The organism is Colwellia sp. NW0002-52-1 (genome assembly GCF_057550865.1).
On sequence record NZ_BAAJLU010000016.1, the window covers coordinates 13,569 to 26,633 of the forward strand.

The 13,065-nt window shown below is 39.4% G+C and carries 12 protein-coding genes; 5 read left to right on the forward strand and 7 right to left on the reverse strand.

The genetic code is table 11. From position 1 onward, the window contains the following. Positions 1-10 precede the first annotated feature (10 nt). The 3 genes from AC27H3_RS14300 (at position 11) to AC27H3_RS14310 (ending at position 1,814) form a co-directional block, all read left to right on the forward strand. Positions 11-505: a nuclear transport factor 2 family protein gene (locus tag AC27H3_RS14300; protein ID WP_487107214.1), complete on the forward strand. Its 495-nt coding sequence runs from the start codon at positions 11-13 to the stop codon at positions 503-505. 50 nt (positions 506-555) lie between these two features. Then, the gene (locus AC27H3_RS14305; RefSeq protein WP_487107216.1) at positions 556-1,413 is read left to right on the forward strand and encodes a Rossmann-fold NAD(P)-binding domain-containing protein; all 858 of its coding nucleotides are present in this window, start codon (positions 556-558) and stop codon (positions 1,411-1,413) included. Positions 1,414-1,490: 77 nt separating this feature from the next. Then, positions 1,491-1,814: a hypothetical protein gene (locus AC27H3_RS14310; RefSeq protein ID WP_487107218.1), complete on the forward strand. Its 324-nt coding sequence runs from the start codon at positions 1,491-1,493 to the stop codon at positions 1,812-1,814. Between the two features lie 136 nt (positions 1,815-1,950). Here AC27H3_RS14310 and AC27H3_RS14315 read toward each other — a convergent pair whose 3' ends face one another. The 6 genes from AC27H3_RS14315 to hutC form a co-directional block, all read right to left on the reverse strand. Continuing rightward, positions 1,951-2,889: an SPFH domain-containing protein gene (locus AC27H3_RS14315; protein ID WP_085306187.1), complete on the reverse strand. Its 939-nt coding sequence runs from the start codon at positions 2,887-2,889 to the stop codon at positions 1,951-1,953. Further along, positions 2,886-3,806 (reverse strand): SPFH domain-containing protein, encoded by a 921-nt coding sequence (locus tag AC27H3_RS14320; protein ID WP_487107220.1) that lies wholly within the window; start codon positions 3,804-3,806, stop codon positions 2,886-2,888. Before AC27H3_RS14320 ends, AC27H3_RS14315 begins: the two co-directional genes overlap by 4 nt. Positions 3,807-3,872: 66 nt before the next feature. Then, the gene (locus AC27H3_RS14325; RefSeq protein WP_487107222.1) at positions 3,873-4,325 is read right to left on the reverse strand and encodes an NfeD family protein; all 453 of its coding nucleotides are present in this window, start codon (positions 4,323-4,325) and stop codon (positions 3,873-3,875) included. Positions 4,326-4,593: 268 nt separating this feature from the next. Beyond that, complete coding sequence (gene hutU, locus AC27H3_RS14330; RefSeq protein ID WP_487107224.1) at positions 4,594-6,606, reverse strand: urocanate hydratase; 2,013 nt, start codon at positions 6,604-6,606, stop codon at positions 4,594-4,596. An 18-nt stretch (positions 6,607-6,624) separates the two neighbouring features. Continuing rightward, a complete protein-coding gene (gene hutH / locus AC27H3_RS14335) occupies positions 6,625-8,142 on the reverse strand; it encodes a histidine ammonia-lyase (RefSeq protein WP_487107226.1) in 1,518 nt (505 codons plus the stop codon). Between the two features lie 15 nt (positions 8,143-8,157). Continuing rightward, positions 8,158-8,868, reverse strand: a complete 711-nt coding sequence (gene hutC / locus AC27H3_RS14340) for a histidine utilization transcriptional repressor HutC (protein ID WP_487107228.1) — start codon at positions 8,866-8,868, stop codon at positions 8,158-8,160. A 212-nt stretch (positions 8,869-9,080) separates the two neighbouring features. Between hutC and hutI the strand changes: the two genes are divergently transcribed. Next, positions 9,081-10,316 carry an imidazolonepropionase gene (hutI, locus tag AC27H3_RS14345; RefSeq protein WP_487107230.1) on the forward strand — a complete coding sequence of 412 codons (1,236 nt, stop codon included), beginning with the start codon at positions 9,081-9,083 and terminating at the stop codon, positions 10,314-10,316. A gap of 95 nt (positions 10,317-10,411) precedes the next feature. Further along, positions 10,412-12,499, forward strand: a complete 2,088-nt coding sequence (locus AC27H3_RS14350) for an EAL domain-containing protein (RefSeq protein ID WP_487107232.1) — start codon at positions 10,412-10,414, stop codon at positions 12,497-12,499. Between the two features lie 27 nt (positions 12,500-12,526). On the opposite strand, the gene rraA is transcribed toward AC27H3_RS14350, so the two are convergent. After that, positions 12,527-13,012 carry a ribonuclease E activity regulator RraA gene (gene rraA / locus AC27H3_RS14355; RefSeq protein WP_085306179.1) on the reverse strand — a complete coding sequence of 162 codons (486 nt, stop codon included), beginning with the start codon at positions 13,010-13,012 and terminating at the stop codon, positions 12,527-12,529. Between the last annotated feature and the right edge of the window lie 53 nt (positions 13,013-13,065).

Below are 13,065 nucleotides of genomic sequence, written 5' to 3' on the forward strand. Positions count from 1 at the left end.
GCTGATGGTTATGTTTAAAATAATATTCGGGTTTATATTTTTTAGTCTATTCACCCAAGCAGTAAATGCAGCAACATTAACGAACACTGTTCAAGGTGAGATCGAGATGGTACTCGACAATTTTCATCAAGCGGCAAGTGAGGCAAACGTTGAACAGTATTTAGGTCAATTAGCTCAAGGTGCAATTTTTCTTGGCACTGATAGTAGCGAGCGCTGGAATAAAAATGAATTTTCTGAGTTTGTAAAATCTTACTTCAGCAAAGGAAAGGGTTGGTTATACCGACCAACCGAGCGAAACATCACTGGCACACAAGCAAACCATATCGTTTTTTTTGACGAGTTATTAGAGAATGAGAATTACGGTTTGTGCCGAGGCACTGGCGTGTTAATTAACACCCCAAAAGGCTGGAAAATATTGCAATATAATTTAACTATTGTGGTGCCAAATGCTGTTGCCAAGGAAGTGGTTGAATCAATAAAAGAGCACAGAACAATTACGCAATAAATGCAGTTTTTTACAATTGATATTCTGTTTGTTTCGGAGAAATATTAAAAATGAGTGTTAGTATTATTGGTTGCGGCTGGCTAGGGCAAGCGCTAGCAACACGTTTAATGGCAAATAAAATCGATATCATCGCCAGTTATCAATCAAAAAAAACGTCTGATAAACTCGCCGATCTGGCTATACCGGCAACTAAGCTAGTTTTACCATTGAGTGAGGAGGTGATAACGGCTGATAGCCTCGATAATATCACCAACGTCGATGTTAGTTTGTTTCAACAAACTGTGCTGATTATTGCGATACCGCCGCAATTAAAGAAAGGTCGGGTAGATTATCCGCTGAAAATTCAACAATTAATACATTTAGCCGAGCTAGGTGGTACACAACACATAATTTTATTGAATTCGACCGCTATCTATAATGGCTTACAAGGACGGGTTGACGAAAAAAGTAAGTTAGAGTTAAGTGCAGAAAAAGTTGCCAGTTTAGTTGCGGCAGAACAGGCAGCTAAAAAGTTTACTAAACGTTTAACTATTTTAAGGCTCGCCGGGCTGGTTGGGCCTAATCGCCATCCAGGAAAATTTTTACAAGCTAAGCGTGTGTTCGAAAATCCGAATGCGCCAGTTAATTTAGTACACCAAATTGATGTGGTTAACCTTATTGAACAACTCATCGACTCAAGTAATCTTGATATGGAGCATTGCACTTATAATGTTGTTAGTAATACTGATAGTAATCGACAGCAATATTATCAAGTAGCTGCTGCTGCGTTAAATTTACCCGTACCAAATTTTGTTTGTGATCAACAGCCTGCTACAGGTAAAAAAATTATCGGTGAAAAATTAAGAGCAGCTTTAGATTACCGTTATCAGCAAGACGAGCTATTAGTGTGGTTAAAAGAAAGTAGTTAAGCTCATTAAAGCGAATAGGCTAGTAACTTAGGTTAAGGCCAAGATTTAAAGTAAAGTGTAAAGCAAGGTTAAAAGTTATGGCGAAAAACATTATTACAAAAACATTAAAAGCAATTTACCAATATAAAATGGCATTGTTGTTTGTTGTGTTGTGGGCTCATGTTTCGTTGTTAAATTTGTTTTTTGTAAATTACAGCGGGCCAGTTTTTCTTTGGGAGCAAAATGCACAGTTATTGACCATTCAAACGCATGTTTTTATTGCGTTGATAACAACATTTTTTTTCTTAATGGTAAGTAAGTTCAGAGATTTTAACCGTAATAAAAAAGTTAAAATCTCTGATAAAATTTGGCTGCTTTGTTCTATCCTTTTAATCGCATCAATTACCTTTGTGCTTATTTAATTCCTCAAGCACTTAATAATAACCAAGTCATTAAAGTGATAAACGTTGTTCTTTCATTAGATTTTACGTAAAAAAACCGACTAATTAAGTCGGTTTTTACATTTAGCAAAAAGTATTAATCATTAATAAGGCGATGTTAAAGCTTGTTATGAATGCCGGCGGTTGCTAACCATTGTTTAAAGTCGAGCAAGTTGGCTGGCAGAATAACTTTGGTTGATGCCTGGCTTAATCCCTTCATTTGCTGCAAGTATTGTTCACTTAATTGCATATCCAACGCTTGCTGGCCACCGGGTTGCTCTATGGCAGCCGCTAGCTTGCTGATAGAGTCGCCCGTTGCTTGTGCAATGGCTAATATTTCTGCTGCTTTACCTTCAGCGGAGTTAATTCTGCGTTGCTTTTCACCTTCAGACAAATTAATTAACTCGGTCATTTGTCCTTCTGAGCGATTAATACGACTGGCTCTATCTCCTAAACTTTTAGCTAAAATAGCGCGACGTTCTCGCTCTGCATTTACTTGCATTTCCATCGCGTTTCTAACTGTTATTGGTGGGGTAATATTTTTTATTTCATAGCGATGCACTCTTATGCCCCAACTTTCACCCGCTTTATCAAGCACTTCTACCACTTTTGCGCTGATAATGTCTCGCTCTTCAAAGGTGCGGTCTAGCTCTAAAGTACCAATAACTGAACGGGTTGTGGTTTGTGCTAACTGCATGGCTGCAAAGCGATAATCGGTAATGCCGTAACTTGCTTTTATGGCATCGATGACCTGAATATAAATAACACCATCAACTTCAACATTAACTTCATCTTTTGAGAAACACTCTTGTGGTGGTACTTCAATCGTTTCTTCTTTTAAATCTTGGATAAAAGCCACACGGTCAATAAAGGGTAATAATAAGTGAAAGCCCGCTTCTAAGGTGCAACGATATTTACCTAAGCGTTCTACAATATAGGCAGATTTTGTTGGCACTAAACAAATAGCTTGGAAAAATTTATAGGCAAGAAATAAAAAGATAAATGCCCAAACGGCCAGCACCGCTAAATCTAAGGTATTACCATCAACAGCTATCATGATTTTGCTCCTTGAATATTTTCTGTCACTTTCTCCATGCCTTGGAAGAAGCCTTCTAGTTTCGCTACTTCGCTTGGGACAATAGAAACATCGGCGTTTTTCAAAATACTGCTAGTCTGCGAAATAAACTGTTCTAATAAACGCATTTTAATCGCTTGATCGCCACTTGGCATTGCAGCTGCTTTGGCAATTAAATTAATGCCTTCTGCGGAAGCTTGAGTCAGAATGGCAATTTCTTGGGCTCGACCGTGGGCTTCATTGATTTGCTTTTGTTTGTCGCCTTCAGATAAATTAATTGCTTCTTGGCGCTCACCTTCAGACAGGTTAATGGTCGATTCTTTTTCTGCTTCGGCTAAAGTAATTTCAGCACGCTTTTGGCGCTCAGCTTCCATTTGTTTTTCTAGTGTATGAATAACATTGTCAGACGGAGTAATATTACGTACTTCATAACGCATTACTTTTATACCCCAAGGATCAGAAGCTTTATCTATTTCACGAACAATCGTTTCATTTAACGTGTCGCGTTCAGAAAAGGTTTGACTCAGATTTAACTTACCAATTTCAGAGCGCATCGTAGTTTGCGCTAAATTAACGCTGGCGCGACTGTAATCTTCAATACCGTAACTGGCTTTAGCACCATCCATTACTTGAATATAAACTAAACCATCAACATTGATTTGAATGTTATCGCGTGAAATACAGCTTTGCGCTGGTATGTCTAATACTTGCTCGCGGGTTTCGTGACGATAAGCAACTCGGTCAACAAAGGGAATTAAAAAGTGCAAACCTGGCGCTAAAACGGCGCGAAATTTACCGAGTCTTTCGATGACACAAACTTCTTTCATTTGCACTACCAGCACAAGTTTTAAAACAATAAAGAGTAACGCTAGAAATACAAATGTAATTGTAGCTAACATAGGTATTCTCCTATTTTTATAAGTGTTATTAGGTTAATTTAAGCTAAGTTTTTAATGTAATTGGGATTAGTTTATGGGTTCAACCACTAATGAAATGTTTTCTTTGCAGACAATCGCAGCGTGGCTGCCAGCTTCGATAATTGAGCCATCGCTTAATGCTGACCAGGTTGTACCTTGATACTCAACCCTGCCTTGTTGTGTTCCAGGGCCTATTTGCTCTAATACAAGTACAGACTTTCCATAAATATCGACTTCTTCATAAATATTTTCGATGGTCGTTTCTCCGGGGAAAAATCGCTGGGTAACAAAGTAGACAACAACCAGTAGGAAGGTTGCGAGGATAAACCAAGTGGTTAAGGTTATTATCCAAGTATCAAGAATTTCTTGTTGTACGCCAATAGCAACAATTAATGAGGCAATGCCTAGATTAAGTAAAATACCGCCGGGCACGAAAATCTCTAAACAGGCAAATAAAATGGCCAAGATAATCCATGTTTCAAAAAATAGTATGTATTCCATTACCACCTCCAAGATTTAAATACTGTTAATGTAAGGTTAACAGTGATTTATTCAAAGTAGCAAGCATGACATATTATGTCAAGCAGATTACTTTGATTATCTCGGTGCTTTATTGGTTAATATTTTTTTAATCTCACTACAATCGACATCTGCTACAGAAAATACAAACCGGCAGATGCCGGTTTGTATTTTCTAGATATAGACTCAATGCTAAGTAACGAGATTTAGTTTATCAAAATTTAAGTTTTCTATTTTTAATAGGCTAAAATTAAAGCGATAAGTTATCTAAAATATCATCATCAACTAAGTTAGCTAACGTTACTTTAAGTTTAGGCGTACGGGCCATTTCACGTTTAATGGCGAAGTTAGCTTCAGCGTTACGTGCCCAACTTCGACGAGCAATACCGTTGTTAACATCAAACAATAGCATGGATTTTAAACGACGTTCAGCGGCTGCACTGCCGTCAAGCAACATACCAAAACCACCATTAACCACTTCACCCCAGCCTACACCGCCGCCATTATGGATTGACACCCAAGTGGCGCCACGGAAGCTGTCACCAATAACGTTGTGAATCGCCATATCTGCAGTGAAACGACTACCATCATAGATGTTCGAGGTTTCACGAAATGGTGAGTCAGTGCCGCTAACATCGTGATGATCGCGCCCAAGCACTACAGGACCAATCTCACCGCTATTAATGGCATCGTTAAAGGCTTTAGCAATTTCCATACGACCTTGTGCATCAGCGTAAAGAATACGCGCTTGCGAGCCAACTACTAACTTGTTTTGCTTAGCATCTTCAATCCAAGTGATGTTGTCTTGCATTTGCTGCTGAATTTCTTCTGGCGACTCTTGCATGATCTTTTTCAATACACTTGCTGCAATAGCATCGGTTTGATCTAAGTCTTGTGAATCACCCGAAGCACAAACCCAACGAAATGGACCAAAACCATAGTCAAAACACATAGGGCCTAAAATATCTTGTACGTAAGAGGGGTATTTAAAGTCGATGCCATTTTCTGCCATAACATCGCCGCCGGCGCGTGATGCTTCAAGTAAGAAAGCATTACCGTAGTCAAAGAAATATGTACCACGAGCAGTGTGTTTGTTAACGGCATTAGCGTGACGTATTAGCGTTGCTTGTACTTTTTCTTTAAATACTTCTGGCTCTTCTCGAATTAAACGATTTGATTCTTCGTAGCTAATATCTACCGGGTAGTATCCGCCTGACCACGGGTTGTGTAATGACGTTTGGTCTGAGCCTAAGTGAATAAATATCTCTTGCTCATCAAAATTTTCCCATACGTCAACGATATTGCCGATATAAGCAATTGAAACGACTTCTTCATTCGCCTGTGCTATTTTTACACGAGCAACTAGCTCAGCCATATTATCGATTAACTCATCAACCCAACCTTGCTGATGACGCTTAGTCGCGGCTTTTGCATTAACTTCAGCACAAACCGTTACACAGTTAGCAATGTTACCCGCTTTCGGTTGCGCGCCACTCATGCCGCCCAAACCAGCGGTAAGGAAGATTTTACCTCGCGGGCTATCAGCTTTATCAAGCACCTTACGAAAGGCATTCATTACTGTAATGGTTGTACCGTGTACTATGCCTTGTGGGCCAATATACATGAATGAACCGGCGGTCATTTGACCATACTGAGTAACCCCTAAAGCGTTGAATTTTTCCCAGTCATCAGGCTGCGAATAGTTCGGGATCATCATACCGTTGGTTACCACTACGCGTGGAGCATCTTCCGATGATGGAAATAAGCCCATTGGGTGACCAGAGTATAAATGTAGCGTTTGATCGCTTTCCATTTCACTTAAATACTTCATGGCGAGTAAGTATTGTGCCCAGTTTTGGAACACTGCACCGTTACCGCCGTATGTAATTAATTCTTCTGGATGCTGAGCAACGGCAGGATCTAAGTTATTTTCAACCATCAGCATAATCGCAGCAGCTTGCTGGCACTTAGCTGGGTAGTCAGCAATAGAACGCGCTTTTAAATGATAACTTGGCTTAAAGCGGTACATATAAATACGGCCAAAGTCTGTTAACTCTTGCGCGAATTCAGTGGCAAGTTCTTGATGCCACTCTTTTGGAAAATAGCGTAAGGCATTTCTAACGGCTAGCTGTTTCTCTTCAGCAGATAAGATGTCTTTACGTTTTGGTGCACGGTTAGCGTCAGCAGGGTATGGTTTGGCTTTAGGTAGTTCGCTAGGAATACCCTGTTTTATTTCATCTTGAAAATTAATGGCTGTTTCCATTGTTATTAACTCCCTTAATTATGCTGTAAAACTAACGGTAAATGCTTGTGAACGCACTAAAGCGATCATGGCATCAATATCAGGCTTCAGTAATCTGTCTTCTTCAAGTTTTGCAACTTTTTCTCGGATCACTTGAAAGTTCTTTTCTATAACATCTGAGCACTTATTAGGACGTCTAAACTCAATGGCTTGCGCGGCATACATTAATTCAATCGCTAATATTTTCTCTAAATTCCCTAATATTTGATTAAACTGACGACTTGAAATACTGCCCATAGAGACGTGATCTTCTTGTCCCATTGATGTTGGTACACTATCAGCAGAAGGTGGGAAACAAAGTGATTTGTTTTCGGTTACTAACGCTGCTGTGGTGTATTGCGGGATCATCATGCCTGAATTTAGACCGCCACAAGCGGTTAATAGGCGAGGTAAACCATGCAAACCTTCTAGCAGTAAATAACAACGACGGTCTGAAATATTGCCTAATTCAGCAGAGGCGATAGAGGCATAGTCAAGTACCATAGCTAACGGTTGGCCGTGGAAGTTACCACCAGAAATAGCTTCTTCGCTGCTGATAACAATAGGGTTATCAGTGACAGAGTTCATTTCAATCTCTGCTAATTCATTTAAATGCTTAAAAGCGTTTCTTGAGGCGCCATGTACTTGTGGAATACATCTAAGTGAATAGGGGTCTTGTACACGATCACAGTTAGTGTGCGATGACATATTTTCAGAGCCGGTAAAGAATTCACGCATGCGCGAGGCAACTTCGACATTGCCAGGAAACGGACGAGTCGCGTGCAGTTCTGCTCTAAAAGGTGATTGGCTGCCCTGCATACCTTCGATACTCATTGCACCGGTTAAGTCAGCTAAATCTAGCAAGTAACGCATCTTAGTTAAGCCAGTAATAGCATGCGATAAGATAAATTGTGTGCCGTTAATTAATGCCAAGCCTTCTTTTGCGTGTAATTCCATTGGCGTTAAGCCGTGCTCTTTTAATGCTTGTGCTGCAGGAATGATTTTATCCGCTTGGCCGGTTTCACTTTGCCAGAACTCGCCTTCGCCAAGTAAAGGTAAAAACAAATGTGAAAGTGGGGCTAAATCACCCGATGCGCCAACTGAGCCTTGCTCTGGCACTACTGGGATAAGATCTAATTCAATAAACGCTAGCATTCTTTCTACGGTTTCTAGGCGTATACCTGAAAAACCTTTACTTAAGGCATGCACTTTGGTGATCAGCATTAATTTTGAAATTTCTTTCGCTATAGGCTCACCAACACCTACTGCATGCGTGATCAGCAAATTGGTTTGTAGCAAATTAGTTTCTTCAGGGGTAATTTGTGTATCGCATAATGGACCAAAGCCTGTATTAATGCCGTAAACCGCTTTATCTGAAGCTGCCATTTTTTCTACTCTTTGGCGGCTAACATTAATGTTATCTAATGCTTCTTGGCAAAGCTCTGCTTGGATACTGCCGTTGGCAATACCGTTAACAATGTCAAGATTTAAATGGTCGATACCGTATTTAAATTTCATCTAAACGCTCCTAAACTAAAAGACTAAATGGCTACCTAAGCGGTACTTATTACCGGGTGCCGTTAATATAGCTAAGCTAACAACACCTTGACTCGACCAAGTTCGACGTTTAACTTGTAAACAAGGGGTAGTGTTATTAATTGCTAGTAATTGGTTGATATCATCTTTAGCGATAACGGCTTCAACTTCATGGGTTGCTTCAGTTAATGGCGCTTCAGATGATAAGTATTCATGGGGGGTTATTTGAGTAAAGTTTTGCTCAAGGTAATGCGGGATCAACTTCGGATTAACGAAACGTTGCTCTAATTGTATCGGGGCATTATTCTCAAAATGAAGTACGCTTGAATAAAAAGCGGTTTCGCCTTTTTTTAGCGCTAAAAGTATCGCGACTTCATCATTCACTTGCACTCTTTCTAAGCTGAGTTGTTCAGCATGATACTGATGACCACGGTCGTGTATTTCATCGGCAATATTACGAATTTCTAATAGTGAAGATTGCGACTTAAAAGTAGCTACGAAGGTACCAGAGCCTTGAGAACGTACTAATAAACCTTGCTCGGTGAGTTCTTGCAAAGCGCGACGTGCTGTCATACGACTGACTGAAAACTGCTCAGCTAGTTCATTTTCTGAAGGTACTTTACTGTGCTCAAGCCATTCGCCAGATTCAATATTTTCACAAATATGTTGTTTAATAATATTATATTTTGCTGTTTTTACTTGTGTCATTGTCATGCCTAATACTAGATAATATGCAGAGTAAATCTTTACTTGTATATACAATCTCATTTTTTAACGCCTAGGTCAACACTTGTATATACAAGCTTGCTTGTTAAAATACTATCAGTTAAAGTATTCTTAGAAGTATCAGCCATTAAGCCCTGCGGCCGAACTCACTCATCAAATATACATTTGCTTTAAACAGGTAATTTGGAATTCTTATGTCAATAAATACAACTGCATGGCAGACCCTTTGGATTAACGTCAATCTAGCGACTATGACCGAAGAAGCAAAGGGCTATGGCACTATTGAAAATGGCGCTATAGCTATTGCTGATGGAAAAATTGCTTGGCTAGGTTCACAAGCTCATTTACCAAATTTTAATGTAGATACTGTCGAGGTCATTGACGGTGGTGGTAAATGGTTAACGCCAGGCTTAGTCGACTGTCATACACATATTGTTTATGGTGGGAATCGAGCGAATGAATTTGAAATGCGCCTTGAAGGTAAGAGCTATGAAGAAATAGCGAATGCTGGCGGTGGCATTGTTTCAACGGTTAAAGCTACACGATCAGCAAGTGAGCAAAGCTTATTCCAAAGTGCTTTAAAACGTTTAACGGCATTACATCATCAAGGTGTTACTAGTATTGAGATTAAATCGGGCTATGGTTTAGATACTGACAACGAAATCAAAATGTTAAAGGTCGCCAAAAGTTTAGGGCAAGCGCTGCCTGTAACGGTATTAAAAACCTTTCTTGGCGCGCACGCATTACCTGTTGAGTATAAAGACCGTGCAGATGAGTACATTGATCTCGTTTGCAATGACATGATACCGAACATATCGGCTAAAAGCCTTGCGGATGCGGTTGACGTTTTTTGTGAAGGCATTGGTTTTAATTTAAGCCAAACCGAAAAAGTGTTTGCTGCTGCCAAGGCACATAACTTACCAATTAAAGTACATGCTGAACAGTTATCAAACCTTGGTGGTACTGAATTAGCTGCGCAATATCAGGCCTTGTCTTCTGATCATATCGAGTTTTTAGATGAAACGGGTATTAAAGCCATGAAAGCGGCAGATATGACTGCAGTTTTATTACCGGGGGCTTTTTATTTTCTTCGTGAAACCCAATTGCCACCAATGGACTTATTACGAAAACATGGGGTAAGTATGGCAATAGCAACTGATGCCAATCCAGGTTCATCACCCATTTGTTCAATTCAACTTATGTTAAATATGGCGTGTACATTATTTAGATTAACCCCTGTAGAGGCGCTAGCAGGTGTTACTTGTAATGGTGCGAAAGCTTTAGGGTTGTCAGGCACTAAAGGGCAGTTAGCTCTTGGCTATGACGCTGATATTGTTTGTTGGGATATTGAACAACCAGCAGAGCTATGTTATCAGTTTGGTGTTAACCCGCTAGTTAATTTAATGCAGGCAGGAAAAATAGTTATTTAAGGTATAACAAAAGCTTAGCATAAAGAAACCATGTAACTGTACAAAAGCATACAGATTGATTAGTCTTAGTTAATGTTGTCGTTTTAGGTTTTTATATGGCTAGTTACAGTGCTGCGCGTCTTATAATACTTTCATTAATTAGTGCTTTATTCGGTTGTAGTTTTATATCTTTTGAGGCGAATGCTGCAAGTGAATCTTTCTCATTTGTTGAGTTTAATATTGCTTTCGTTTTAGGGCTTAGCCTACCAGTATTGCTGATTGTTTTTATTATTAAACCTAGACCCGCCATTCAAAAAAGACTTCCTGTATTATTAACCGTTACCTTATTGGGGCTACTTTATTGTCTTAATTTCAATCCTGAAAACTATTTATATCTCAGCTTGATTTTTAGCGGTTTGATGTTTCAAACCATCAGTTATTGGTCGTGCAATTATCAATTCAATGACAGTACATCAACCATTAACCTAGTGTTGAAGCATAGCTTTTTTGTCGCGACTTTTCTGCTATTTGTATTGTTACTATGGTCGAAAATAGTGAGTACTCCTATTGCATGGGGGATTTTGGCTAGCGTACAAGTTGTTATTACTGCAAGTTATGTCTGGTTATCTCGCCACAAAAGTAATGAAGTAAATCTGCGCTCGGTATCCTTATTGCTTATTAACCTTGCTTTCGCCATGAGTATTTATTGTTGGCTAACCGGGCGCTTATCATTTAATTTAATTGTCGGGATCAGTGTCGTTACTTACTTATTAGCTATGGCGAACGGTTGTTGGCATATTGTTACTACATTAATTACTCGCGAAAATGAACAAGCCGTTTTAGCCTCTCAACCTCAGGTTAAAATTTCATATGATCCAACGACAAACCTGCCTAATTATCAATTCGCGTTATCTGTATTTGAACACAATATTGCAACGAATGAGTCTGCACGTTATGCCGTAATAATATGTAAGCCAACAGATTTTCAACAAATAAATGCGATACTAGGCCACCATAACTCTGACATTTTACTGTCGCAGTTGGTGTACAGCTTGCAGAAGTCGATTACTCATAACGCCACATTACTTAACTTTTCCTCTATAGATTCACCCATTAGAATTGCACGTTTGCAAGGGCTGCAATTTTTTATGGTGATGGATGTTTCTCAAACTACATATAATGAAGAGATTGTTATTGAGCAACTTTGTAAAGAACTTGCTCTTGCGGTACCTGGCCCTATGAGCTTTAAAAGCTTTTCGTCATATTTTAAATTAGCATTTGGTGTTGCCTTTGTAGGGAAAAATAGTCAAAGCGTTACTGAGGTAATAGCGTGCGCTGAAGATGCGTTATTACAAGCTGAAAAACAACAAACACTTGTGTGCTTTTTTAATCAAGAGATCGCGGTTTTTAATCAACAGCAGTTACTTAAAATGGAACAGCTAAAAGCAGCGATTGCACAAGATAACTTACAATGGCATCTACATCCGCAAGTGAATGTTCAGAGTAAGCAACTCACAGGCTTCGAATTGCAGGTGAGTTGGCAACAACAAGGCAGTGAACTACTTAATTTAGAGGAAATACTGCTGATTGCGGAACAAAGTGGCGATACTTATGCCTTAAGCTTACAAATAGTGAACCATGCATTTAAAGCGATTATAGCGCTTCAAAACTTAAACATAAAAACGCCGATAGCAATTAAATTGTCAGATAATAGTTTACTCGAACCCGATCTAGTTGATTACATTGAGCAACAATCTAATACATATGGCGTTGATTGCGAACTCCTTACTGTTGAGGTGCAAGAAGCTATTCTCTTAATGTCTTCACCACAAGCTAAGGCTAGTATCGATCAGCTAAAATCATTGGATGTAAGCATTGTTATAGATCAATTTTCAGGAAGTTATGAAGCACTGCGCTATATTCGCCGTATGGCAGTCAGTGGTATAAAAATAGACTGTTATTCGTTGGCTAAAGCTACACCTGGTTCATCAGATAAAGCTATTATTAACACGTTAATAACGCTGACACGTAAAATGGGTTTACCTTTGATTGGCACGAACATTAATGTTATTGCCATTGAAGAAATGTTTATCGCAATGGGCGGAGAGTTTGCTCAAGGTCAGCGATATAGCCTAGGTATAACGCAAGAAGAGTTGCCACACTGGCTTGTAGCGTGGCGCAAGCAATACCCTGAACAGAGTTAACTAACAAAGGGGCGGTTAAGGAAACTATTACTCTAAATCTAAGGGCTCAGGTGAAAGAATAATCCCAGTGTTGTCGGCATAAATGTGATCGTCAGGTAAAAAAGTAACGCCGGCAAAGTTTATCGCGAGGTCACTTTCTCCGATATTATTCGCACTAGCGCCAACAGGAATTGAGAGTAAGCCTTGAATGCCAATATCAATATCTTCTAAGGCATCAACATCCCTAACACTGCCATAGCAAACTATGCCTTCCCAGTTATTCTTTGCAGCTTGCTCAGCTATGTTAATATCAATAAGTGCTCTACGAGTAGAGCCACCGCCATCAATAACCAGTACTTTACCTGTACCGTCAGTGTTAACTACTTCGGCAATTAGGCCATTATCTTCGAAACACTTTATTGTCACAACCTTACCGCCAAATGAACTTCTACCACCGTAATTGCTAAATACGGGCTCAAGAACATCGATTAAATCAGTGTAAATATCACATAACTCTGAAGTGTTGTATTCCATTGTAAGTATTTCCTCATAATGTCTATTGTTAACTAGTATAACTGCTCAATACC